The sequence below is a fragment of the Neobacillus sp. Soil_C_43 genome (assembly GCF_057656715.1).
The window spans coordinates 279,103-301,136 of record NZ_JBDGJV010000002.1 but is presented as its reverse complement, the minus strand read 5'-3'; the positions used below and the strand labels follow the sequence as shown (position 1 = coordinate 301,136).

31 protein-coding genes and 1 other annotated feature are annotated in these 22,034 nt (G+C 35.6%); of the genes, 11 read left to right on the top strand and 20 right to left on the bottom strand.

Going from position 1 to position 22,034, the window contains the following annotated elements; translation table 11 throughout:
• Window positions 1-160 precede the first annotated feature (160 nt).
• Window positions 161-727: a CBO0543 family protein gene (locus AC3A54_RS06195; protein WP_487653769.1), complete on the top strand. Its 567-nt coding sequence runs from the start codon at window positions 161-163 to the stop codon at window positions 725-727.
• On the opposite strand, the gene AC3A54_RS06190 is transcribed toward AC3A54_RS06195, so the two are convergent.
• Window positions 724-1,290, bottom strand: coding sequence for a GNAT family N-acetyltransferase (locus AC3A54_RS06190; RefSeq protein WP_487653768.1), 567 nt, complete (start codon window positions 1,288-1,290; stop codon window positions 724-726). The genes AC3A54_RS06195 and AC3A54_RS06190 overlap by 4 nt on opposite strands.
• Window positions 1,291-1,568: 278 nt before the next feature.
• Here AC3A54_RS06190 and AC3A54_RS06185 point away from each other — a divergent pair, with 278 nt between their 5' ends.
• Window positions 1,569-3,356 (top strand): DUF4153 domain-containing protein, encoded by a 1,788-nt coding sequence (locus AC3A54_RS06185; RefSeq protein WP_487653767.1) that lies wholly within the window; start codon window positions 1,569-1,571, stop codon window positions 3,354-3,356.
• A 125-nt stretch (window positions 3,357-3,481) separates the two neighbouring features.
• Here the strand turns inward: AC3A54_RS06185 and AC3A54_RS06180 are convergent, their stop codons facing one another.
• From AC3A54_RS06180 to AC3A54_RS06150, 7 genes are all read right to left on the bottom strand, one after another.
• On the bottom strand, window positions 3,482-4,648 hold the full coding sequence (locus tag AC3A54_RS06180; RefSeq protein WP_487653766.1) for a DL-endopeptidase inhibitor IseA family protein: 1,167 nt from the start codon (window positions 4,646-4,648) through the stop codon (window positions 3,482-3,484).
• Entirely contained in the window at window positions 4,626-5,171 is a 546-nt protein-coding gene (locus AC3A54_RS06175; RefSeq protein WP_487653765.1) for an RNA polymerase sigma factor, read from the bottom strand. Before AC3A54_RS06175 ends, AC3A54_RS06180 begins: the two co-directional genes overlap by 23 nt.
• Window positions 5,172-5,303: 132 nt before the next feature.
• Window positions 5,304-5,531, bottom strand: coding sequence for a hypothetical protein (locus tag AC3A54_RS06170; RefSeq protein WP_487653764.1), 228 nt, complete (start codon window positions 5,529-5,531; stop codon window positions 5,304-5,306).
• A gap of 99 nt (window positions 5,532-5,630) precedes the next feature.
• A complete protein-coding gene (locus tag AC3A54_RS06165) occupies window positions 5,631-5,825 on the bottom strand; it encodes a hypothetical protein (protein ID WP_487653763.1) in 195 nt (64 codons plus the stop codon).
• Window positions 5,826-5,974: 149 nt separating this feature from the next.
• Complete coding sequence (locus AC3A54_RS06160) at window positions 5,975-6,694, bottom strand: CPBP family intramembrane glutamic endopeptidase (protein WP_487653762.1); 720 nt, start codon at window positions 6,692-6,694, stop codon at window positions 5,975-5,977.
• Window positions 6,695-7,456, bottom strand: a complete 762-nt coding sequence (locus AC3A54_RS06155; RefSeq protein ID WP_487653761.1) for a hypothetical protein — start codon at window positions 7,454-7,456, stop codon at window positions 6,695-6,697.
• Between the two features lie 34 nt (window positions 7,457-7,490).
• Window positions 7,491-7,928, bottom strand: a complete 438-nt coding sequence (locus AC3A54_RS06150; RefSeq protein ID WP_487653760.1) for a MarR family winged helix-turn-helix transcriptional regulator — start codon at window positions 7,926-7,928, stop codon at window positions 7,491-7,493.
• 356 nt (window positions 7,929-8,284) lie between these two features.
• Between AC3A54_RS06150 and AC3A54_RS06145 the strand changes: the two genes are divergently transcribed.
• Both AC3A54_RS06145 and AC3A54_RS06140 read left to right on the top strand, forming a co-directional pair.
• Window positions 8,285-8,800: a GNAT family N-acetyltransferase gene (locus tag AC3A54_RS06145; RefSeq protein ID WP_487653791.1), complete on the top strand. Its 516-nt coding sequence runs from the start codon at window positions 8,285-8,287 to the stop codon at window positions 8,798-8,800.
• Between the two features lie 137 nt (window positions 8,801-8,937).
• Entirely contained in the window at window positions 8,938-9,120 is a 183-nt protein-coding gene (locus tag AC3A54_RS06140) for a YolD-like family protein (RefSeq protein WP_487653790.1), read from the top strand.
• 6 nt (window positions 9,121-9,126) lie between these two features.
• On the opposite strand, the gene metG is transcribed toward AC3A54_RS06140, so the two are convergent.
• From metG to AC3A54_RS06125, 3 genes are all read right to left on the bottom strand, one after another.
• The gene (gene metG, locus AC3A54_RS06135; RefSeq protein ID WP_487653759.1) at window positions 9,127-10,779 is read right to left on the bottom strand and encodes a methionine--tRNA ligase; all 1,653 of its coding nucleotides are present in this window, start codon (window positions 10,777-10,779) and stop codon (window positions 9,127-9,129) included.
• Between the two features lie 53 nt (window positions 10,780-10,832).
• Window positions 10,833-11,106, bottom strand: a binding site (T-box leader).
• Between the two features lie 155 nt (window positions 11,107-11,261).
• Entirely contained in the window at window positions 11,262-11,687 is a 426-nt protein-coding gene (locus AC3A54_RS06130) for a VOC family protein (RefSeq protein WP_487653758.1), read from the bottom strand.
• Between the two features lie 164 nt (window positions 11,688-11,851).
• Window positions 11,852-12,400, bottom strand: coding sequence for a peroxiredoxin (locus AC3A54_RS06125; protein WP_487653789.1), 549 nt, complete (start codon window positions 12,398-12,400; stop codon window positions 11,852-11,854).
• Window positions 12,401-12,659: 259 nt separating this feature from the next.
• On the opposite strand from AC3A54_RS06125, the gene AC3A54_RS06120 reads away from it, so the two are divergent.
• Together AC3A54_RS06120 and AC3A54_RS06115 are read left to right on the top strand one after the other, a co-directional pair.
• A complete protein-coding gene (locus AC3A54_RS06120; RefSeq protein WP_487653757.1) occupies window positions 12,660-13,091 on the top strand; it encodes a MarR family winged helix-turn-helix transcriptional regulator in 432 nt (143 codons plus the stop codon).
• Window positions 13,092-13,094: 3 nt separating this feature from the next.
• Window positions 13,095-13,256 (top strand): hypothetical protein, encoded by a 162-nt coding sequence (locus tag AC3A54_RS06115; RefSeq protein ID WP_487653756.1) that lies wholly within the window; start codon window positions 13,095-13,097, stop codon window positions 13,254-13,256.
• 46 nt (window positions 13,257-13,302) lie between these two features.
• On the opposite strand, the gene AC3A54_RS06110 is transcribed toward AC3A54_RS06115, so the two are convergent.
• Entirely contained in the window at window positions 13,303-13,896 is a 594-nt protein-coding gene (locus AC3A54_RS06110) for a YdeI/OmpD-associated family protein (RefSeq protein ID WP_487653755.1), read from the bottom strand.
• A 37-nt stretch (window positions 13,897-13,933) separates the two neighbouring features.
• Window positions 13,934-14,119 carry a hypothetical protein gene (locus AC3A54_RS06105; protein WP_487653754.1) on the bottom strand — a complete coding sequence of 62 codons (186 nt, stop codon included), beginning with the start codon at window positions 14,117-14,119 and terminating at the stop codon, window positions 13,934-13,936.
• Window positions 14,120-14,327: 208 nt separating this feature from the next.
• Between AC3A54_RS06105 and AC3A54_RS06100 the strand changes: the two genes are divergently transcribed.
• Together AC3A54_RS06100 and AC3A54_RS06095 are read left to right on the top strand one after the other, a co-directional pair.
• On the top strand, window positions 14,328-14,768 hold the full coding sequence (locus AC3A54_RS06100) for a YaiI/YqxD family protein (protein ID WP_335546813.1): 441 nt from the start codon (window positions 14,328-14,330) through the stop codon (window positions 14,766-14,768).
• Window positions 14,769-15,006: 238 nt separating this feature from the next.
• On the top strand, window positions 15,007-15,624 hold the full coding sequence (locus AC3A54_RS06095) for a DUF47 domain-containing protein (protein WP_487653753.1): 618 nt from the start codon (window positions 15,007-15,009) through the stop codon (window positions 15,622-15,624).
• Between the two features lie 55 nt (window positions 15,625-15,679).
• On the opposite strand, the gene AC3A54_RS06090 is transcribed toward AC3A54_RS06095, so the two are convergent.
• Together AC3A54_RS06090 and AC3A54_RS06085 are read right to left on the bottom strand one after the other, a co-directional pair.
• Window positions 15,680-15,802, bottom strand: coding sequence for a hypothetical protein (locus AC3A54_RS06090; RefSeq protein WP_308079347.1), 123 nt, complete (start codon window positions 15,800-15,802; stop codon window positions 15,680-15,682).
• 240 nt (window positions 15,803-16,042) lie between these two features.
• Window positions 16,043-16,465 carry a DUF1801 domain-containing protein gene (locus tag AC3A54_RS06085; protein WP_308079348.1) on the bottom strand — a complete coding sequence of 141 codons (423 nt, stop codon included), beginning with the start codon at window positions 16,463-16,465 and terminating at the stop codon, window positions 16,043-16,045.
• 156 nt (window positions 16,466-16,621) lie between these two features.
• On the opposite strand from AC3A54_RS06085, the gene AC3A54_RS06080 reads away from it, so the two are divergent.
• Complete coding sequence (locus AC3A54_RS06080) at window positions 16,622-17,341, top strand: hypothetical protein (RefSeq protein ID WP_487653752.1); 720 nt, start codon at window positions 16,622-16,624, stop codon at window positions 17,339-17,341.
• 4 nt (window positions 17,342-17,345) lie between these two features.
• On the opposite strand, the gene AC3A54_RS06075 is transcribed toward AC3A54_RS06080, so the two are convergent.
• A complete protein-coding gene (locus AC3A54_RS06075; RefSeq protein WP_487653751.1) occupies window positions 17,346-17,888 on the bottom strand; it encodes a CBO0543 family protein in 543 nt (180 codons plus the stop codon).
• 231 nt (window positions 17,889-18,119) lie between these two features.
• On the opposite strand from AC3A54_RS06075, the gene AC3A54_RS06070 reads away from it, so the two are divergent.
• Window positions 18,120-18,413: a hypothetical protein gene (locus tag AC3A54_RS06070; protein ID WP_487653750.1), complete on the top strand. Its 294-nt coding sequence runs from the start codon at window positions 18,120-18,122 to the stop codon at window positions 18,411-18,413.
• A 222-nt stretch (window positions 18,414-18,635) separates the two neighbouring features.
• On the opposite strand, the gene AC3A54_RS06065 is transcribed toward AC3A54_RS06070, so the two are convergent.
• Complete coding sequence (locus tag AC3A54_RS06065; protein WP_487653749.1) at window positions 18,636-18,818, bottom strand: hypothetical protein; 183 nt, start codon at window positions 18,816-18,818, stop codon at window positions 18,636-18,638.
• A 167-nt stretch (window positions 18,819-18,985) separates the two neighbouring features.
• Window positions 18,986-19,123, bottom strand: coding sequence for a hypothetical protein (locus AC3A54_RS06060; RefSeq protein WP_487653748.1), 138 nt, complete (start codon window positions 19,121-19,123; stop codon window positions 18,986-18,988).
• A gap of 204 nt (window positions 19,124-19,327) precedes the next feature.
• On the opposite strand from AC3A54_RS06060, the gene AC3A54_RS06055 reads away from it, so the two are divergent.
• Complete coding sequence (locus AC3A54_RS06055) at window positions 19,328-19,825, top strand: J domain-containing protein (protein ID WP_487653747.1); 498 nt, start codon at window positions 19,328-19,330, stop codon at window positions 19,823-19,825.
• A gap of 148 nt (window positions 19,826-19,973) precedes the next feature.
• Here AC3A54_RS06055 and AC3A54_RS06050 read toward each other — a convergent pair whose 3' ends face one another.
• Together AC3A54_RS06050 and sstT are read right to left on the bottom strand one after the other, a co-directional pair.
• Window positions 19,974-20,651, bottom strand: a complete 678-nt coding sequence (locus tag AC3A54_RS06050) for a hypothetical protein (RefSeq protein ID WP_487653746.1) — start codon at window positions 20,649-20,651, stop codon at window positions 19,974-19,976.
• A 105-nt stretch (window positions 20,652-20,756) separates the two neighbouring features.
• Window positions 20,757-21,995, bottom strand: coding sequence for a serine/threonine transporter SstT (gene sstT, locus AC3A54_RS06045; RefSeq protein WP_487653745.1), 1,239 nt, complete (start codon window positions 21,993-21,995; stop codon window positions 20,757-20,759).
• Between the last annotated feature and the right edge of the window lie 39 nt (window positions 21,996-22,034).

The window sequence follows — 22,034 nt, the reverse complement described above, 5'->3', positions numbered from 1 at the left end:
CTTGGAGATTACGTCTATTTTTCAAAAAAAAAAGAGTTCCATCTTAATATAAAGATGCAGGCACTTATATCTAAAGACAAATTCAAGGGAAATTCGAGTAATATTCACAATTAATGACAAACTAATGATAGGAATTTTATTAGAACATGAGGGATCTATTATGACTGAAGGTCAGGTAAAAAGTTTTGAACGACTGGGACGTATTCAAAAAGAACTTTCTGATGGTTGGATTGATTATTGGTCTAAGTATTCTAATATAGATACATGGCAATTTTGGATAAATATAATCTTATTCATTCTCCCACTCATCCTTTTATTTTTTGCTATCGATCGTAAGCGCGCATTTCACATTGGTTTTTTTGGCTATTCTGTTCATATGATGGCAGGATATATTGACGGATTTGCTACTAGACATGGTTTATGGGAATACCCGTTTAAAATTATTCCCTTTTTACCAATTAGTATTACACTAGATACTTCCTTAATTCCTGTTGTGTACATGCTGCTCTATCAATGGACACTAAATCGAAAGAAAAATTACTACATCTACGCATTTGTAGTAAGTGCTTTGTTCTCTTTGGTAATAAAACCGATTTTGGCAAATCTACACTTATTTCAATTAGAAAATGGATCCAATTACTTTTATTTATTCTTATTTTATTTATTTGGCTCTTTCGCTGCTAAATGGATTACAAACGTGTTTGTTTTTTTCGAGAGAAACAGTTAATTAATCTGAATAGATTTTAATACTAATTCCATGTCTTCCTTTGTAATGGCATAAATCTCGTGGTCTTCCCAACTTCCATTAATTTTTAAGTATCTCGGCGAATAGCCTTCCTTTTTAAAACCAGTCTTTTCTAGAATACGTTTGGACGCAATATTCCTAGGCATGACGGCTGCTTGTACCCGGTGCAGCTGTAATTCATCAAAAGCAAGATCTAATATTATTCGAACAGCTTCTGTAGCATACCCTTTTCCGTTATATCTTTTGTCTAAATAATAACCTAGGTTCGCATTTTGAAAAGGGCCTCGAACGATACCGGATAAGGTAATTCTTCCAACTAACTGTTGGGTTTCACGATGAAAAATACCATATATATATGAAGAGTCTTTTTCAATATCTAAAGTTGCTTTTTGTATTTCTTTCAATTGTTCTTCATATGTAAAGTGAGATTCAGTTCTTATAGGTTCAAACGCCTGGAAAAATTGGCGATTCTCTTTTCTTAATTGAAGAAGACTTTCCGCATCACTTGCCTCTAAATAGCGAAGAATTATATTGTTATTATTCAATACCTTACCCCTATTCTCATTTAGACATTCTCTATCCAAATTGTAACATTCTTTTTCTTAAAATAAATGAAAGCAACAAAAAAGGTGCCTGTCCCCCAGTGCGTTACTACAGTAACGCACTGGGGGACAGGCACCTTTTTTGGTATTATTTATATAGTGTAAATTTACACCAAATGTTCCATATGATATAATTAAAAGAAGGATATGGAAATTATTTTTTGTAAATGGACTTTCGTTAAAGAGAAATACATATGAAAAATAAAGGGGGTTCGAAGAAAATGAAATGGATGAAAAAGCTGCAAGATAGACTTACAGGATTGATCGATGCAATTACACGTTTCCCGTTGACGACACTTTTTCTTTTAGCAGCTGCCGTTTTTATTGCTTACAGTATTAGTGAAGAAAAGGAACAAACGCAATATATTCTAACATTTGTAGTTGGAGCGTTTCTTAGTGCTGTATTACAGGTTGTTTATGAGAGGTTTTACTCTAATGTTACTACTCGTTTCGTATTAATGGGTGTGGGGGTTTTGTTAACAGCCGGATACTACCTGATTATCAAACCAACTGATTCACTAAGCATGGAGATGGGAATTAGAACAGGAGTAGCTCTCTTTGCCCTGCTCATTGCCTTCATTTGGGTGCCAGTCATTAAAAGTAGCATTAGTTTTAATGCCAGCTTTATGATCGCATTTAAATCATTTTTTATCTCATTATTCTTCTCTGGAATTATTATGGCAGGCGTAAGCATCATTTTGGGGGCGACTGACCTATTAATTTTTTCTCTCAATTATAAGGTGTATTCTTATACTGCAACCATTATTTTCACCTTATTTGCACCGATGTATTTTCTATCGCTTATTCCAGTCTATCCCGGAGCGGAAGACAAAAATAGGTCTCAAGATGATATGAAACAAAAGACAGAGGTCATTAACATCGCAGCCTATTGTCCAAAGTTTTTACAAATTCTTATTTCCTATATTGTCGTACCCTTGATTGCAGTATTTACCTTAATTCTCGTGATTTATATTATCAAAAATATCGGCGGAGACTTTTGGACGGATAACCTGCTGGAACCACTGCTCGTTTCCTATGCGATTACCGTTATTTTAGTTTATATTTTAGCGAGTGAAATCGAGAATAAATTTACAGTCTTTTTCAGAAAGGTTTTCCCTAAGGTACTTGTACCCATTGTTCTTTTCCAGATTGCCTCATCAGTTTTAAGTCTAACTGATACGGGTGTCACACATACTCGCTATTATGTAATTCTGTTTGGTATATATGCTGCAGTTGCAGGGATTTTATTTAGTATATTGCCTGTTCGTAAAAATGGAATAGTTGCAGCCATGGTCATTGTTTTTGCAGCCGTTTCCATCGTACCTCCTGTTGATGCGTTTACCATCAGTCGAACAAGTCAGATTAAGACACTTGAAAACGTACTAGAGAAAAATAATATGCTTGAAAATAACAAAATCAAACCAAAGGAAGCCATTTCTGATAAGGATAAAAAGACAATTACAACTATAATTTATTATTTAGACAATATGGGTTACACCAAAAAAATAACTTGGCTGCCAAAAGATTTTAAAGTATATGAAGATTTTTCTGAGACCTTTGGGTTTAAAGAGTATCAAGACCCGGTTGATACTGATTTCAAGCAGCCTGTATACGTAAATCTTGATCAATCTGCTCCAATACCTATTACTGGCTATGATACTTTTATTCAAACAGATATCAATTTGTACGATAAACAGCACAATCAAAAGATTTGTGTTATTGAAAAAAACGGAAAAACGTACACCTTGTTAAAAGACTTTAATAAAAATCAGATAGATATTAAATTAAAGGGAGAAAATGCTAGCGATCTATTTACCTTTAATACAAAAGAAATCTATGATAAGTTTTATAACTATAAAGCAATGAAGGAGCAAATCTCTGTAGATGAAGCAACCTTTACAAAGGAAAATGATCTTGTCAAAATAACGGTTGTCGTGCAAAATCTGAACATCGATAAGCAAAATGATCAGTATGACGCCTTCCTATTTGTTTTTGTACAAATTAAATAATTGTTTTTTATTGACTTATTTTGATGATTGTAAATTGATTTGATAGGATAAAGAAAAGCATGGATGTTTTGTAATTAATGCAAAATACCATGCTTTTTGCTTGGGTTCAGATGGAACATGAAAAATTATTGCAGTGGCATAAAGGCAACATTCCAAATTCCATCTTCATCCTGTATCATTTGGAAACCGTGTTTGCTGCCAGAGTTCGTAAATTCAATATATCCTGTAAAATCTCCGGTTTGAAAAAACTTTCCATCCGCTAAGCCTGCATATGCTATTGGTATTTGCTTTCTTGACATTCGGTCAGAGGAAGGAATATTCTCATCATATTCCTTCGTCCAGTTCACATACCCTTCCCTGTCAGTATAAAGGGCATAGGCAATATCGTATCTTCCTTCCCATTCCGCCTGAACATAAAGTAAAGCAATGCTTATTGGATCCAGTCCTTTTAAATGAGTTTCGTTTAAATCCTTGGAAAATGCTTTATAGACAATCATTTGTTCATCGTTTAACTGAAACGTTTGGGTTTGACCTGTTTCGATATCCTTGCTATTTTTTGTAGTAAATGGAAGCGAACCGTCAATTTTCCACCCATCCTCGTACTTTAAACTGATATGGTATATTCGGAACGGATCAGAAACACCTTGGTCAACAGGGACCTTAATCTCAAAACTCCAGGTTAGGTCATTAAGCTGTTTCCGGCTTGCGATTTCGGCATCCTGCCATAATAAGTTACCACTCATCTGTCGATTAGGTTGCGCTAGTTTCCCGTTATACTCAATAAAATCCATCGCCCCATAAATTCGGTTGGCCACTTCTTTCGTATACACTTCCTCTAAATAAGAAAGAACCTTTTCCTTCGTTATGAAATCTTCACCCATATATCTGTAGCTCTTGCCGTTATAGGAAAATACTTCGCCCATTTCTGGTCCGCCGCCATTATAGATAACAGACGCATGGGCAAAGGCTAGCCCTACCGTTTCTTTGGCTTTTTGTTCAGTAAGTTCCACTTGTTTAACATCATTTATGTCTGAATGATTGCTGTGCTTAGATTCAATTTCATGTTTTTCTGTAAAAATAACTTCGTAACCGGCAACAATCCCAATTAATAATAAGGCTGCAGTAAGTAAATTGGGTAAAAAATGCTTCCGGATTCCTCTTTTAGTACGTTTCTGTTCCTGGGCCATGGAAGTCAATTTTTTGTGAAGATTTTCTTTAAACTCATGATTTGGCTGCATATCAGGTCTGTTCTTTAATGGCTGTAAAAAATTATCGTACATTTTCTCGTTCATTGAAAATCACCTCCCCTTCGTTAGAATTATTTACATATTTTTTCAGGAGTTTAATGGCTCGGTGGTAATCCACCTTAACTTTTGATTCCTTCCAGCCCAGTACTTCTGCCGTTTCTTTGATCGAATACTCCTTTAGACCTCGAAGAATAATCACGTTCCGATAGTCAGGCTTTAATTGGATAAGGGCCTTTTGCAGAACACCCCAATCGTGATTATGAACCATCTCTTCTTCCGGAATATAGTCTTCACTTTTCCTCATGTCAGTCAATATGGAAGGTAAAATAGATATCATTTTCTTTTTACGATAATGATCAATAGCTGTTCTTCTTGCAATGGACAAGATCCACGTTTTCAAAGATGATTGCTGGCGAAAACTATCGTAACTTTTCAATACTTTAATGAATGTTTCCTGAGTTAGGTCCTCTGCCTCTGACTTACTGTTCGTAAAATATAACAAATAATGATAGACATCATCAAAATGCTGTTCATAAAGCTCTTGTATGATCTCATTTCGATCGCTCAATTCGTCCTTCCCCCTTTATCTGCCAATTAGTCGATTCAACTAAGGGAATAGTTTCAATTCTCAAAAAAAATATGGGGACAGTCCCCTGTCATGGTAACGCATTAAAGCGCCGGGGGACTGTCCCCAAAATGATTACTTTTTAAATCTTTTTAGAACAGCATCTACTTCCGCTTCGAATTTTATCATATTTTTATTAGCCATTATTAATGGGGAGATTAAGTAATATCCTAAAATGAAGGCTACAACTCCCCAAATAAAAAAGGTCAATTCTCTGCTACTTTTGTTCCAAAAATAAACAGCAAAGAATAATATCCCAGCTACTAAAATACTTATAAAAAACTTCAAAATCACCTTGCTCATATGACCCGCTCCCAAATTTAAGAATATGGTACTCAAAAAGCAACACAATGGATTGGTTGCGATGCTGGAAAAAATCACTTTACTTTGATTATTGATTTACTAATTTTCCTTATTTCTTTTCTTTCTTTCAATTACGATAGTAAGCGCCCCAATCGATAGAAGACCGATTCCCCCCATTATTACGGCGATAATAGCTTGAGTATCCATCTGAAACTCATAAAACATGGTAAAAAAACTAAAAGTAATAATAATGAGTGTTACCCAGTGTGAATACCTCGAAAAAAACTTTTTCATACTGTATTTTCCCCTTTATTAAGATTCATATGGGAATATTCTCCATTGATGGTTTATTTCCCTTCACCATGACAAAATAGAACTCAATAGAACCGGGGACTATTCCCCAGTAGCAGACTTATCCCTTAACTGCCAGGAATAAGAACTCGTTATTCTTCACCAATTTCCCCCAAAAAATCTACAAGTGCGTGAAATAAGATTAATGGAATGATAGAACCAATCCCGATATAGACGATAGAAAACCACAGCCCGATTAGAGTGGTTCGAACCACTCCCTTAACACCTTGATAAGTATGGGCTAACCCGAACAGAATAGAAGAAAATATTAATATAAACCATATTGATAAACCTGGGAGCAAATAACTAAGAGCAAATATCATTAAACCTCTGTAAATTATTTCTTCCGTTATGCCTGCTGTTAATGATACTAAAGTCCAAAGTTTTTTTTCCTGTTTCGTTACTGGCATCATTACGTCAAACTGATTTTTTGCGGATTCTTCCTTTTTCATCTTATCCATCGAGTTTTTTATTTTACTGTTGAATCTATAACCGATAATAAAAATCAGGATTGCAAGACCAAAAATAATTCCAACTATTATAGCAGAATAAATAACCCATTTTCCGAGAATTTCAGTGTTAAGTGAAATGGATGTAAGACCGATTTGTTCCAGTGTTAAATCAGTAATTCCTACCAAGCTTAAAATAAATAATGTCGGAACCCATAGGCTGATGATGGAATTTTTGTAAAATCTAATTCTTTCTTTATCATCTGTTTTTACTTTTCTCTTAAACTTTTGAAAATCAATATATCCAAAAATAGGTTCATAGGTTAACGTAAAGAGAATAACTAACCAAAATGCTACTTCCATTTAAACCACCTCGTTAATTCGAACCAATGTACTGACATTCCTCATAAATTCATCTTTCTCATCAAGGGAGAGGTACATTTTTCTTGTTACATGCTCCCTGCCGATTCCATCTGTGATCATGATAGGCTCTTTGAATGCAATCTCAATATCAGGGCTTTCAAATTCTAATAAGGTAGCAACACATACATCTTTTCTTTTTTTATCATTTTCATAGTTAATTTTTCCACTTTGGATACCTTCTATATTACTTAGCGGAATCTCTACTTTCATCCGTAAACCAAATCGAAAATGAATGGTTTCCTGAGATAGAAAAACTGGATTCCTGATAATCGCCTTGAAATCACCAATGAGAAAGACAATCATATAAATGGAGAGGACCAAATGAATCCATGCCGCCACTTTGCTCCAACTATGAAGGAAATACGAGACGCCGACCCCTTCTAACAGTAAAACAAAGATAAAAGCGACTACCATCCCTCCATAACCGACTTTTTTATGCAGGCTATTGGCGTCTTTCTTTTCTACGTTTCTTTTTTTCGATTTTGAGAAGAGATAATAAATCATTAATAAATCTCTTGTAACAAACGTTGACAACACTTTATTTTCGACTTGATTTACAACCATTTCTTCTATTCTATCTTCAATAGGAAGTCCCCGATCCGTCATTTTATATGCTTTAACAAATCTGCTAACTCTCCATATCCCAAAACATACCACCAGCACTTCAAGACTTAACCAGAATTCCATTGGAATGGCATTCATAAAATCCCACAACTCCCCCCAATTAGAATGAACGTTACCCTTCTTTCCTTACAATGTCAGACAGTTTCTTCAACACGTCATGATAAATCACAATATCCTCCGAAGAAAGTTTCATGAAGTATTTTTCCAACACTCGCTTTTCAGCCAGCTCTATTTCCTTAAAAAAATCTATGCCTTTTTCATCCAAAAAAACAAAAATCTCACGTCTGTTTTCCTTATTGGTTTCTCTTTTTACATATTTTTTTTCTTCCAGAATCTTTACGAATTGACTTGCTGCACTTGGTGTCGCATTAATTATTTGGGCAACTTCGTGCATGGTAAATCTACCAGCCTCTTTCAAGTAATTTAGCACTAGGGATTGTTTAGATGATAGGTCATATTCTTGAATGATTGTTTGAAACTCTCTTAAAAAAACCTTACTCATTTCTTCAGAATACTTTTGCGCTTCCATTAACAGTTGCAACATCTCCATATAATCCACTCCTTAGAGGCTCTACCTAATCATAAAACAAACTAAATATTTCACTTAAACTAAACACTTAAGTTTACTTAACTAAATTATACCAAATTATCCCATTATGTAAATAATTTACAAACTGTTTTCCAATGCTATTTCTTCAAAGAAAAAAGACCAGAAAGTTCTGATCTTCTTCTGGGTACAGCTAATTTGAATTCTAATGTAACCTTAGGACAAATTTTTTTCTAATTCTGTAAAAAATGCTCACCAAGTAAAACTAGTCTTATTACACAGTATGAAATAAAATAAGATAGCAAATGACATTACCTAGAAGTCTTAAATTATTGAATGGGGTGTTTTTATTGAAAGTAATGGAAACCGAACGATTGATCCTTCGTTGGCTAACGTTTGAAGATACAGAGTTTATTTTTGAGCTTTTGAATGATCCTACATGGATCCGGTTCATAGGCGATCGAGGTATTAGAACTCTCCAAGATGCAAGAAACTATATCATAACTGGGCCAATGGAGATGTACACAAAACTCGGTTTTGGGCTTTTCTTAACAGAACTTAAGAATGGGCACAAACCTATTGGCATTTGTGGATTGATAAAAAGAGAAGGTTTAGAGGACGTTGATATTGGTTTTGCTTTCTTATCAAGATACCAATCAAAAGGCTATGCCTATGAAGCTGCCTACGCGACAATGAAATATGCAACGGAACAACTAGGATTGAAACGTATTGTCGCAATTACGTCAGAAGATAATGAAGCATCTTCTACGCTACTTGAAAAAATCGGAATGACCTTCGAAGAATACGTTACCCTTCCTAATGATAATGAAGAATTAAAATTATATGGATATGGGGACAGTCCCCCGGTGGAGTAAAGCTTTAAATCGCCGGGGGACTGTCCCCCGGTTTTGTTATCTTCACAAATCTTTAACATTTTATTCATTCTCCCTTAAAGAAACGTAGATATACTTAGGATGTGTTAAAACATACATTGAAGGGAGATCCAAACAAGATGTTTTTGAAAAAACTTACGGAAAATAAACAAATTACAGTTGATTATTATACCAATGGCAGCTTGCAAACGATTAAAGGGCGTGTGCATAGACTTAATCTAATGGAACAACTTCTGTCTCTAAAAGACGATCAACAGAAGTCGTTCACAATTCGTTTATCTTGTATCAGACAAATTCATTAATGATTTCTATGCTTCTGCTTCTCCTTTTTTCACCTGACCCTTTAACCTCTCCAATTCTTCCTCAATGGTTTTGATGTCAATCCGTTCAAATAACGGTTGCACATTCTTAATCGAATGAGGAGTCGTTTCAATAAATGCCCAAGTAACTTCTCCGAGCCCTATTATCTTCTTTAATTCATTACTCGAGAAAGGTAAAAATGGGGAGAGTAACTTCGCCAAGTTTGCAATGACGAGGCTGCAATTAAATATCGTACGGTCGCACTCCAATTTATCTTCTTCCACCTGTTTCCAAGGTTTCTGATCATCAAAATATTTATTCGTGAACCTAACAAGTTCGAATATCTCCTCCAACGCCTGTTTAAAATGACTGTGTTCAATTAAGTGTCCTACCCTCGAATAAACATTCTTAATCTTAGCTTCTATTTTAGGGTCACCTGAACCTTGTGGAATTTGACTATCATAGTACTTAGTTATAAATTTCAGGGTTCGATTTACAAGATTCCCATATCCCCCCAGCAATTCCGAGTTGTGACTATAAATAAATTCTCTCCAGGAAAAATCAGTATCCCTATTCTCTGGTGCATTGATCGTTAAAAAATAACGAATGGAGTCAGGGTGATATTGATCTAAAAGGTCCGGTACCCAAACAGCCCAGTTGCGGCTGGTTGAAATCTTTTTCTTCTCTAGTGTCAAATATTCGTTGGACACAATATGATTCGGTAGTGCTTCATTTTTAATACCCATAAGGATAGCCGGCCAAATAATACTGTGAAAAGGGATATTATCCTTCCCATGGACGTAGTAAGTGGTGGCATCCTTAGTCCAATAGATTGATTCATCCTTACCTGTCTCCAAGGCCCATTTTTTACTTGCAGTGTAATAACCGGATAATGCCTCAATCCAAACATAAATCTTCTTCTCTTCAAATCCTTCGACAGGCACGCTAATTCCCAATTCAATATCCCGAGAAACGGCTCGGTCAACTAATCCTTCCTTTAGATACCTCTCCGTTAAATGAACAGCGTTCTCACGCCATGCTCCATTTGTTTTTGCATGATTGACCAAAGACTGAAGTTGCACTTGAAACGAACTTAATGAAAAATAAAAGTGTTCTGTTCTTTTTACTGTTGGTGAATCTCCGCATAACTTGCATTTTTTTTCTAATAAATCTAGCGGATCTAATATGGAAGAGCAGTAGTCACATTGGTCTCCCCGAGATGATTGCCCACAATTAGGGCATAATCCCTCTACATATCGATCGGGAAGAAACTGGTCGCACGTTTCACAGAAGGTTTGCTCGATATCCTTCTTATAAATAAAGCCATTATTCAAAAGATCTAAGAAAATCTGTTGTACAGTTTTATGGTGATGTTCGGTATCAGTTCGAGTATAGCAATCATATGAAAATCCCAATTTTATAAAGCTATCATTAAATTCTTCATGGTAACGGTCGGCTATTTCTTTTGCAGAAACACCCTCTTGCTTTGCTCGGATAGAGATGGGTGTTCCATTACAATCGCTTCCGGAAACATATAAAACTTGATCACCTTTTTGCCTATAATAGCGTGCCAAAATATCACCAGGCAGTAAACTTGCTATGTGACCTAAATGCAATGACCCATTTGCGTAGGGCCAAGCTCCTCCTATAAATACATTCATCTACGATTCCTCCTTTTTTTAAAACAAAAAAACCCCGCCCCTATCTATAAATAGATAAGGACGAGGTTGATCTTCTCGTGGTTCCACCTTAATTTCACCAATTGCTCACACAATTAGCCTTTACAAGTACGGAGCAGCAAAATGCTCTTATACTGTGGTTTTGATAACGAGTACCCAAAACTCGTCGCAGTCTACTAGTAACAAAAAGTTATGTTCAATACGAAGCTCAGAGGCCATTGTTCAAATGAATATTTTTGCTTCTTCTCAGCTACCGAAGCTCTCTGTGAAAAATAGAATCACTTTACTTTTCCTCGTCATTGCCTAATTACGGTTAAATTGGATTTATTATACATCAGGCAAGAAACTGTTTCAATACTTTTTTGGGTTAACTTTTTTGGGTTAACTTTTTTGGGGGACAGTCCCCGCTACATTAAAGCGTTACCACGCCGGGGGACTGTCCCCCAATTTTATGGATACCCTTTCTAATCTTGTTTTTTACCAAAATACGAATTCTGTAAAACTATTCTCCAGCCATCAGGATCCTCAATGGTCACCCCAGCATTTTTCCAATAGGGATTTTCAGGTTCCACTTCATCGTATCCCATGCTATGTAGCCGGTTAACCATTATGTCTCTAGCCTCAAGTTCTGGCATATAGAATACAAGCAAATTATCCTCTGATGGAGGCGGACATGGAACCGCATCCACATGCTGGGTAAACTCTAAATGATAAGTGGTATCCGGTAGACCTAACATTACTCCATCGTACCCATTATGATTTTCAAAATGTCCAACCACCTTTAAACCCAGGCCATCACGATAAAATTCAACCACTTTTTGTAACTGGTTTGTAGGTCTAGCAATTCTCAATTGAACCACTGGAAGTTTGTCTGACCAAACATTACTCATATGTTTCACCTCATAAATTTCTCAATTTAATCTACTTAGATATTACCATTTTCAAACAATTTATAAAATCAGTGATTTGTTTGAATTTTCCTATAACTTTAGCCTTACATCAAAAAAAACGCCTCTACCTAAAGTAGAAACGCTGTTGGTTCTAAAAAATCCCTTCAGATTCTCCCAATATATTTAGGATCCCTCACGATTCCCGGTTGACCAGGCACCCAATTGGCGGGAACTCCTTCTTGAGTCCTCCTAGCATATTGAACTCCCTGTATGATACGTAAAATTTCATACACATTTCTTCCTACCTCTAAAGGATAGACCATTTTAGTAACAATCGTCCCTTCTGGATCGATAATGACGGTTGCTCTGAATGTTGCTCCTGTGTGTTCATTCAGGACTCTGTATGCTTTACTGATTTCATGCGTTCGATCACTCACAAGCGGGAAATTCACCTTTGAGGCCGAAGGAGACACTTCAGTAAACACTTTATGGGCATACACGCTGTCTGTACTGATAGCGAGTACTTCTGTGTTCAGTAATTTTAATTGATCATGGATAGCAGCGACCGCTGCCACTTCTGTCGGTCAAACGAATGTAAAATCACTGCCATAGAAAAATAATATCAGCCATTGACCACGATAGCTTTCCAAGCGTACCTCTTTCATTTTCTTTTCTATATTGTCGTAAGCCTCGGCCGTAAATGATGGAGCCATATCAGTTGTTTGTGCACAGTTTGGCAGTTTACATTCCCCCAAACCTATCTCATGACTTCTAAAATCCACTTCTCCACCTCCATCTATAAATCTTTGCTTCTGTATTGTATGTATAGGTTTTTGTCCCATTGAGCCTATTTATCAACAAAGAATACTCAAATCGAAGAGTTTAGTAAATATAATTTTACTAATGAATGATTTTAATATTGATATTAATTAAATTTAGTAATAAAATAATTACTATAAAAGGAGGGTATGTATGATTAACGAAATTGCTAAAGAATACATTGCTCTAATTCCAAATCTTTTTGGCAGTTTTAAAGAATTAAACAAGGGTGCCGTACATTTATCACATATGCAGAACCACGTGATTGAGTATATTTTTATGCAGCAAAGACCTTTGAATCTGAAAGAAATCAGCGCTGGTTTAGGGATCGCCAAGCAACAACTAACGAATATCATTAGTGATTTAGAAACGGGAGGCTATTTGAATAAAGTGCCTGACACCAAGGATAAACGAGCAGTATTGATTTCACTGACACCCGCGGGTAAGGAAATTGAAGAAAAAAAGTGGGCAGAACTTTACCAAAAGCTAAGCATGAATGTAACAAAGTTAAGTGAAGAAGAGCAGCGTGACTTAAGCTTCGCACTTCACAAAGTGAATGTATTATTGAGAAAAATGGAGGAATAAATAATGAGTAAAAGACAACGAGTATCCATCCTAGGTGTAGGTGTAGTCATGGGGTTGGTGTTGGGACTAATTTATAATGATCTCTACAAATGTCTCATTACAGGAATTATTACAGCTTCAACTATCATGGTTATGTTAAATCAACAGGCAAAAAAGACAAATTGAAAAAAGCCCAGTCCATATTGAACTGGGCTTTTTTCTCCTGGAAATACTAATCATTTAATCCCTTTCCGTTGAGAATTTGTTGCATATATTTTTCAACCCTTGACTCCCGGGTTTTGGATTGTTTTGGTTGAGAAAAATAAAGAAGGTATGCTCTTTGTCGTCCAGGCGTCAATTCTTCAAAAGCAGTTTTCAAAGCAGGAGTTTCATCGAATTTATTTTGAAGTTCTTCAGGAATAATGTATTCTGTAGTCTTTTTAAAATTGACTTCTAAACCGGATTTTTCAACATCAATGGCTTCATAAATATAGTCTTTCAGGATGCTCTCCATATTAACTATTTCTTGCAAATTGGTGAACCGAATCTGGCGGGCCGCCTGCACATTCTCCGTTTGTTGGATTAGAATCCCATGAGCATCCTTTAATAATGCACCCTTGTGAAACAGAAGCGCACAATATTCTTTAAATCCATGTATTAAAACGATGTTTTTTTTCTCTAACGTGTAACAAGGATGCATCCACTTAAACTCTTCGGTCAACTCACAGTCAAGAACGATGTCTCTTAACTTCTCATATTCTTCCTTCCACTTTTTAGCTTTACTTAAAAATTCATCCACCTTAGGATTCGTTTTACTATTGGTCATCAATGAACACCCCTCTCAATTTTACTAGTTAAACCATTCATTCATATTTTAATAAAATAAAATGGTTATGTAGCTCCCTTTCATTAATTGATATCCTGATGGCTAAGTCTTCTGTTCGTAAAACAAAATCTTTTACACCTATAAATTCAGATTCTGCAATCAAATAGAATTGTGTTCCCTTTTTTAACCCTTTAAAATTTTTCTTTAGCTTATATCTCTTCATTATTTTACCTAGCTACTCCCATAATCTATATAACTAAAAAATTCATATGTATGTGTGAAACTATATCAAAACTATAACGGTAATAACAACTAGTCTTCCACAAAATTGTTAATGAATTTTTTAGCAAAAGCATCTTCAACGTTTGACAAAATCCGATTCTGCCATTATTATCACTATCAATTCGAACTTTTTTATGGGAGAGGTAAAGATGAAAATTTATGTTGATGCAGATGCATGTCCGGTAAAAGATATTATTATCTCTGAAAGTAGGAAAGCGGAAATTCCTGTTGTCCTTGTAACTAGCTTTTCTCATTTTTCAAATGCAGAACAACCTTCAGGAGTGGAAACCATTTATGTTGATTCGGGAGCAGATGCAGCGGATTATCGGATCATGAAGTTAGTAGAAATAGGAGATATCATTGTTACGCAAGATTATGGACTTGCCTCGCTCGGTTTAGCCAAAGGATGTACGGTTCTTCATCATAAAGGGTTTACCTATACAAATGAAAACATTGACCAATTATTACAAACACGTTATTTTAGTGCAATGGCTCGAAAAAGCGGAAAGCGTACAAAAGGGCCAAAACCATTTACATCAGAAGATAGGGAGAAATTCAGGGAACTTTTTAAAAGAGCGATTTCACGTTAAGTTATTTTTACTTCTTTATATTCGAAGAGATTTTATATGTTAGTGACAGGAAACGGAACCAGTTAAAAAAACTGATTCTTTTTTTTATACTAAAAATCCATACACTCACACCCACATTATTACAAACTTACATGGGACGTTCGCCGTTACTGTTTGTCCAATGTCTGCATTTATTATAGTAATTGCGTAAATAAATTCATTGGAAGACGGACGAATTTGACAATGTGGGGGAGTTATATTGGCATCCAAAAAGAAAGACAAGTTCTTTACCCATTTAATGGACATTTCTTTAAATTTAAAGGAAAGTGTGAACTACTTTGCTGACTACAAAATAAAAAATATAAGTGATCTCAAGATCTTTTCCGAAAAAATGAAAGAATATGAATCTAAAGGTGATGTTTTGGTTCATGACCTTATCATTGATTTAAATCTGGTGTTCATTACTCCTATAGAACGTGAGGATATCCTCTCTCTCTCTCTTAGCTTGGATGATATTCTCGACGGTTTACACCATACCGCTGCCCTTTTTGAAATGTATTCTGTGATTGAGACCGACGAGTTCATGCATCAATTTGTTGATGCAATAAGAAACTCTGTCTACGAAATTGATCGTGCGATTGAAATGTTATCTACAAAGAAATTATTTAGCATCAGAGAACACATACTTGAAATTAAAGACTTGGAATCATCCTGTGATCACATCCTGCGCAGCTCAATAAAACAGCTGTTTGCCTCTGAATCGAACCCTATCCGCATTATTCAATACAAAGAAATCTATGAAGGACTTGAAGAAATTGCGGACTCCTGCCAGGCAGTAGCAAACATGTTTGAAACCATCATTATGAAAAATAGTTAAACTGTAAAGAAAAAATGAATAAATAAAAGGGACAGTTATCTGTCCCTTTATATTTTTACTTATTTACATCTCTTTGCGCTTTTAATGCTTTCTTTTCAAGGCCATTTGCATTTTCTTTAGCAAATTCTACGTCCGCTTTTGGTAGAGCCTTATTCCTGCTATTCTTATTTTTTGCCATTTTTTCACCACCCTAAGTTATTTCCAAATAAGTGTGCCAACTTTTTTGGTTTTGCACCCACGGTTTTAGTTTGCTTACTTTCGATTAGGCTATGCTCCAAATTTAGTTTTCGCACAATGGACCATTTCACAATAACAATCATTGAAAGAACTGCTTCTTTAACTATAAGAAAAGTGAGAGGCACAAAACATCTTCTTCATCTAGTTCTCCGTAGTATTAAAAAATTGTTACTGTACAAAGTTATTCTCCCGGATACATTTCTTGCAAAAATGCAACAGATTCCTTTATTAATTCCTTTAACACTTCAACATCAATATCCGCCACTTTGTTAATGTACACACACGCTTTACCTGTTGTATGTTTTCCGAATTCTTTAAGTAATTGTTCTCGCTTATTTATACAAGGGGCGAAATACAAACTGATTTTTGCCTTACGAGGAGAAAAACCTACTAGTGGAGCATCTCCTTCATGACCAGATGCATATTTATAATGGTACGAACCAAATCCAATAATACTCGGTCCCCACATTTTTGCTTGATAGCCCGTAGTTTCTGTAAATATATCTAATAATTGATAAGCATCCTCACGTTTCTTAGGATGATCGACTTGTTCGATAAACTCAATGACATTGTTGTCGGTTTCTTTTGTTTTAAGTTCATACATCTCAAAAAACCCCTTTTCGTTGGTAGCATTATAGGGATTGCTCCTCACTCTTATACTACGACATCAAAAAACCTTTTTCCTTCTTTCTTAGGCTATTGTAAGTTTAGATTGAAACAAATGCTTCATTGAAACGTCTATTAATGTGGAGGTGGTAATTTGCGGAAATTAATAAGTCTCTTTCTTTTTGTTATTATTTTCTTAGTAGGCTGCGGAACGAACCAACATACCGTTATTGATTGGGTAGATTTTGTGAAGTGGGATGGAACCATGTACGATGGGATTTATTCAGGGGTCTTATCAGATGAAAAGTACATTGGTGAAAGAGTCGGAGAGGTGAAATTCAGAGTCGCAGACAATGTTTCAGACCCGGAATATAAAGTGAAAGACGGAGATGCTGCCTTCCATGAAAAAGGAACAGACATTTTTAAAGTTAAAGGGTATCCACATGTAATAGCTGTGAAATCAACACGTGCCATCCATGAATACCAACTATATTACTCAAGAGAACACACAAAAAACAAATGGAACTATAAAGATCTGCCGCTTGAAAAAGTAAATAAAATCGAAATCTATCAAGCCGCTACCATAGATGATAACAGACGAATAATGGACATAAACAATCCTGATCAGGTTTCCCGCTTCTTAGAAATACTAAGAAATAGTCAATACTCCCCCAACTTCGAGCCAAACACAGAAAATGGAGATCCTACTTACTATAAAATGGTCTTCTACACAGGAGAACCAATAGCTTACATGTTTGACCTAATGTATGACGGCAAAACCTACTACTGGTACCCATCCGAACCAGCAACCCTATCAAATGACATGCAAACCTTTATTGGGGAAAATATTGGGGACAGTCCCCCGGCGCAGTAACGCATTAACGCTCTGGGGGACTGTCCCCCACAAAGAGCAACCTTTCAACAAACCATTTGTTCACTACCCCTAAGAGGATATAGATGAGAAACGAATAGAAATATTCCCAATTTAATGGTTTGTAGATTTCCATCCATGTAAAAATTGGTTCCGCTACAAAAGTCGCACCCGCTGCCAAAATGGTCTGGGCAATAAAAAAAGACTTCCACTTTTTAAAATACTGATAAACAATCATATATGTAATAGGCATCACGGTTAAATCAATCGGATTTAATCGTGCACTGATCGGAATCAATTGATATTGATAAATCCATAACGTAAAATGGGATCCAATATCATCGAATAAAATGGAATAAAGAGAGATGACGGTGCCATATAGCAGAATTTCAATGATTCTTTTTTTGTCCGCGAGCTTCCACCATAGGATCCACGGCAAAATGGAAAGACCAAGTAATAACCACCACTGGTATGTGAAAACCACATCATGTAACCAATACTCATTTCTCTTTTCTGCTAATTTTCTAGTTAAATTAATCAGTTCTTCCATTGGCTCGTCCTTTCGTCATTCGAAACATTTTTATCTATCATAATGGTTAAGAATGACATTTTGAACCTTTAATGGACAAAATTGTAATAAGGTCGTAGCATATTACTGCTTTGGTACTAACAAAATTATACTTATATAAACATGGTTTAAATTTTTCCAACATGTAAAATGATAGTAACAAAGGATCTAAATACTTTGGAAATCCTAATTAGGAAAAGAAAGAGGAAAACCATGTTCCTACACTTTTTATTACATCTTGTTGAGGGTTTATTCATTAGTTCAGGAAGCGGCATCGTATTAAATACTCAAAAAATCGATAAGAATATTGAGCTATTAAAGGGGCAAGCGTGGTTTAAACAACTATACGAGGATGAGCGATATCATCGATTATTTTTCGTCAATCGACGTGTGAGAAAGTATTTGCAAAGTACGATTCGTGTAAAAAAAATCATTACCAACCCTAAAGCACATCAGAAGTTTTTGTTATTTCTGGATAAGGAGGTTGAACGTTCACGCCAAACCTAAGTAATATTTATATGCATAAAAACACTCTCTTGTGACAGGTGGCCCTACATCCTGCCTGTTTTAGGAACATAGAGGGATTCTATGTGACCGGCGACCTTGTTTCCAACCTGTTTTAGAAACGTAGGGAGCTTCTATGTGACCGACGGCCTTGTTTCCTCCTTGTTTTGGGAACGTAGACGGCTCCTACGTGACCGACGCCTTGATTCCTTGACTTAGACCATCTCAAATCAACCATTTTGATATTTTCTCCTTGACCTCATTATGTGAAACAGCTTTTCCATTATTAAGATCTTGAAGTCCCTTTTCAAGTTTTGCTATAACCTGAAGTTCTTCCAAAATATCCTCTAACGATACATTTTCAGGTAAACCTTTAATTATTCTAATTACATCTTCTTTAATACTCATCAATATCCCACTCTTTCTTAATATCTACTTTCATTATACTTCCTTTACAGTGATATCCTTAGTATCTTGTCCGCAATCCGCTAACATAAAAAATAAAATAACAGAAAGGAAAAGCCCACTATCTTCAAATAGCGAGCTTCCTTCCATCCTTTACTTTCTCTCTCATATTATTGCTTTTTAATAGGAGTGACCACAGAAAATAAACTTTCAGTTGGATCGGATACATTACATTCAATGATCTTGTATCCATTATCCCCTTCTTTGTACTCGCTTTTAGTTGAAACTATTAATTGATTACGATCCATTTTTCTTTCTTCCCTTCTAACAATCTCACACAGAAGTTACTATATGATGAATATTAAAAAGTGTGCATTTTTTTAAAAAATTAGGTCACTCACCTGTAAACAGACTTTAACTTAATGTCACACTCCTGTTCTTTTTCTGAAAAAAATTAATGATATGATATTTTGAGAATGCTCCTAAAGAATTAAAAAAAGAGAGTGGAAACTATGTTAAACGTAAAAGAAGCTGCTGAACATTTAACCTCGGCTGGCATAGCCGCAAGTGACGATGAAGTAATGAAGTGGATTGAGGAAGGAAAAATTAAGGCCGAAATAGCCCACAGAAGAAAGAATACCTTCAAAATTAACGTTAAAGATCTTACTGAATTTATTATTCATAAGCATGCCGCTCAGCTTACTACCCAAGTAGAACAGTCACATCGTGAAAACCGCAACCTTACCGAGCAATTAGACTATTTAAAAACCCGAATACATATTGAACAATCAAAGGTACGCACCTTAAAAAAATTGCTTAACGAACAGATTGAAGTCAACAAACCAAGTACTTTTCCCTATGATGAATTGTTAGGATTGAAGAAACAAGACTCGAACAGCCAGACACTTAAAAAAGAATTTAAGAAACTGCTGAAAGCCCTCCATCCTGACCGAGGCGGGGATGAAAGGCTTTTTAAAGTGTTCAATGAGCACTACGAAAACATAAAATAATCAAATTCATCAACTGAATCGGAACCAAGGAAAGATGTTACTCTAGCAAATGATTAAGTAATTTTATTCCTTTTTTGTAAAAGGACGTGGAATTGAATCACGTCCTTTTAATAACTTTGATAAAATTCTAAGTCCTTCTCCAGCTTTACTACTCTATGTAGCTATCAATGAACACAAATTTAGTTGTATCTATGTCTGTACTAAAATTCTCAGCACGTTCACTACCTATTACTTGCAAGTTAAAGCCTGAAGATACTGTTTGAGGTACTGTATTATCTACTTTTTGAAGTTTCTTATTCTTGAGAAGGTAATAATCTCCTTTCACTAATCTTTCTTCAGTCCAACCAGATGAGACGATTAATTTATATTCAAAATTACTATTTTTAAAGAAATCTTTTTGATTTAACATATCGAGTGCTGCAAAAAATCGAATGGCATCCACCATTTTATCATATTGTATCCATTCGCTTACCGTATTTTTGCTAATGTGGACTTGATTTTCTTCTTTTATTTCACAAGAAAAACAATTGCTATAGTGATAAACTTTATATTTATCTTCTACTTTGTCAACTAAATCAAACCTAACTGAGTAGATACGGTTATTCTTATCAAGGATTAATTGGAAATCCTCAATTTTTGCGTTTTCCTTTGAAACCTTCAATTCTTTTCTAAATAATCCCCAACTTTCTTTACTATTTACTGTATGAAAGTCAGTCTGTTTATATAAAGGAACTTTTTTCACATAATTCTCATTAAAGTAATATTTAGTTGAGATTATTGCTAATACTATGATCGCACTACCAATTGCAAGTCTTTTAATTCTCAAATTTCCCTCCCCCTTTTCCTCATTTTACCATAAATATCCTATTCTCTTCTTGAACGCAATAAAAAAATGACGTGTGCCAATTCACACGTCATTTCTCGTCCTTCATTATGAAGCTTTTTGAATACGAATGTTCTTTCCTTCTTTACGCTGCTTCTTGAATTCAGCTGCTGCTGTAAAAAGTACGTCTGTTGAAGAGTTAAGGGCCGTTTCAAACGAATCCTGTAAAACTCCAATAATAAATCCTACACCAACGACCTGCATGGCAACATCCCCGGGAATTCCGAATAAGCTACATGCAAGTGGGATCAACAATAAGGAACCACCAGCAACACCTGAAGCCCCACAAGCACATACAGCAGACAGAACACTTAGGATGATCGCTGTAGGAATGTCCACATGAATACCAAGTGTATGAACCGCTGCAAGAGTTAAAACAGAAATGGTAACAGCTGCACCAGCCATATTGATCGTTGCACCTAGCGGAATCGAAACAGAATATGTATCCTTATCTAGATTTAAATCTTCACATAATTTCATATTCACAGGAATATTAGAAGCTGAGCTTCGTGTAAAAAATGCTGTAATCCCACTTTCCTTTAAACACTTAAACACAAGTGGATATGGGTTTTGTCTGATATTTACAAACACGATAATTGGATTCACCACTAGAGCAACTAGGAGCATACAGCCAATCAATACAGCTAGCAATTTCCCATAACTAAGTAAAGACTCGATTCCATTTGTAGTAATTGAGTCAAATACTAGACCCATAATGCCTAATGGAGCGAATCGGATTACCCATGTAACCAATTTCGAAACAGCATCTGAAAAATTAGCAATCATCGTTTTGGTCGTATCAGCTGCATTCTTCAAAGCCAATCCAAGAAGTACCGCCCATGCTAAAATGCCGATATAGTTTGCGTTAAAAATTGCTTTTACTGGGTTATCTACTACGTTTAGAAGTAAAGTTTTAAGGACTTCGACAACACCGCCAGGAGCCGTAACATCCTCCGCACCCTTTCCGAGAGTTAAACTTACTGGGAACATAAAGCTAACCACAACCGCAATGAAACCAGCTAAAAAGGTGCCTAAAAGATAAAGAACGATGATAGATTTCATATTGGTTTTGTGACCACTCTTATGCTGAGCGATGGCAGACATAACCAAGAAAAGAACCAATACAGGCGCTATTGCTTTCAAAGCACCAACAAATAATGAGCCAAAAATGACCACTGGTTTTGCTACATCTGGAATAGATACGGCTAGGATGATCCCAATAATCAAACCAACAATAATTTGTTTGACTAGACTAAGCTGATTCCATTTTCTCCATAAACTTTTCAAAGATAGTCCCCCCTAGTAGTATAAGATAATTTCAACAAT

Excerpts from the sequence above, each read along its gene's own strand:
- AC3A54_RS06195 (WP_487653769.1), top strand. The coding sequence starts at position 161 with ATGACTGAAGGTCAGGTAAAAAGTTTTGAACGACTGGGACGTATTCAA.
- AC3A54_RS06185 (WP_487653767.1), top strand. The coding sequence starts at position 1,569 with ATGAAATGGATGAAAAAGCTGCAAGATAGACTTACAGGATTGATCGAT.
- AC3A54_RS06180 (WP_487653766.1), bottom strand. The coding sequence starts at position 4,648 with ATGAACGAGAAAATGTACGATAATTTTTTACAGCCATTAAAGAACAGA.
- AC3A54_RS06170 (WP_487653764.1), bottom strand. The coding sequence starts at position 5,531 with ATGAGCAAGGTGATTTTGAAGTTTTTTATAAGTATTTTAGTAGCTGGG.
- AC3A54_RS06165 (WP_487653763.1), bottom strand. The coding sequence starts at position 5,825 with ATGAAAAAGTTTTTTTCGAGGTATTCACACTGGGTAACACTCATTATT.
- AC3A54_RS06160 (WP_487653762.1), bottom strand. The coding sequence starts at position 6,694 with ATGGAAGTAGCATTTTGGTTAGTTATTCTCTTTACGTTAACCTATGAA.
- AC3A54_RS06155 (WP_487653761.1), bottom strand. The coding sequence starts at position 7,456 with ATGAATGCCATTCCAATGGAATTCTGGTTAAGTCTTGAAGTGCTGGTG.
- AC3A54_RS06150 (WP_487653760.1), bottom strand. The coding sequence starts at position 7,928 with ATGGAGATGTTGCAACTGTTAATGGAAGCGCAAAAGTATTCTGAAGAA.
- AC3A54_RS06145 (WP_487653791.1), top strand. The coding sequence starts at position 8,285 with ATGGAAACCGAACGATTGATCCTTCGTTGGCTAACGTTTGAAGATACA.
- AC3A54_RS06140 (WP_487653790.1), top strand. The coding sequence starts at position 8,938 with ATGTTTTTGAAAAAACTTACGGAAAATAAACAAATTACAGTTGATTAT.
- metG (WP_487653759.1), bottom strand. The coding sequence starts at position 10,779 with ATGAATGTATTTATAGGAGGAGCTTGGCCCTACGCAAATGGGTCATTG.
- AC3A54_RS06130 (WP_487653758.1), bottom strand. The coding sequence starts at position 11,687 with ATGAGTAATGTTTGGTCAGACAAACTTCCAGTGGTTCAATTGAGAATT.
- AC3A54_RS06120 (WP_487653757.1), top strand. The coding sequence starts at position 12,660 with ATGATTAACGAAATTGCTAAAGAATACATTGCTCTAATTCCAAATCTT.
- AC3A54_RS06115 (WP_487653756.1), top strand. The coding sequence starts at position 13,095 with ATGAGTAAAAGACAACGAGTATCCATCCTAGGTGTAGGTGTAGTCATG.
- AC3A54_RS06110 (WP_487653755.1), bottom strand. The coding sequence starts at position 13,896 with ATGACCAATAGTAAAACGAATCCTAAGGTGGATGAATTTTTAAGTAAA.
- AC3A54_RS06105 (WP_487653754.1), bottom strand. The coding sequence starts at position 14,119 with ATGAAGAGATATAAGCTAAAGAAAAATTTTAAAGGGTTAAAAAAGGGA.
- AC3A54_RS06100 (WP_335546813.1), top strand. The coding sequence starts at position 14,328 with ATGAAAATTTATGTTGATGCAGATGCATGTCCGGTAAAAGATATTATT.
- AC3A54_RS06090 (WP_308079347.1), bottom strand. The coding sequence starts at position 15,802 with ATGGCAAAAAATAAGAATAGCAGGAATAAGGCTCTACCAAAAGCGGAC.
- AC3A54_RS06085 (WP_308079348.1), bottom strand. The coding sequence starts at position 16,465 with ATGTATGAACTTAAAACAAAAGAAACCGACAACAATGTCATTGAGTTT.
- AC3A54_RS06075 (WP_487653751.1), bottom strand. The coding sequence starts at position 17,888 with ATGGAAGAACTGATTAATTTAACTAGAAAATTAGCAGAAAAGAGAAAT.
- AC3A54_RS06070 (WP_487653750.1), top strand. The coding sequence starts at position 18,120 with ATGTTCCTACACTTTTTATTACATCTTGTTGAGGGTTTATTCATTAGT.
- AC3A54_RS06065 (WP_487653749.1), bottom strand. The coding sequence starts at position 18,818 with ATGAGTATTAAAGAAGATGTAATTAGAATAATTAAAGGTTTACCTGAA.
- AC3A54_RS06060 (WP_487653748.1), bottom strand. The coding sequence starts at position 19,123 with ATGGATCGTAATCAATTAATAGTTTCAACTAAAAGCGAGTACAAAGAA.
- AC3A54_RS06055 (WP_487653747.1), top strand. The coding sequence starts at position 19,328 with ATGTTAAACGTAAAAGAAGCTGCTGAACATTTAACCTCGGCTGGCATA.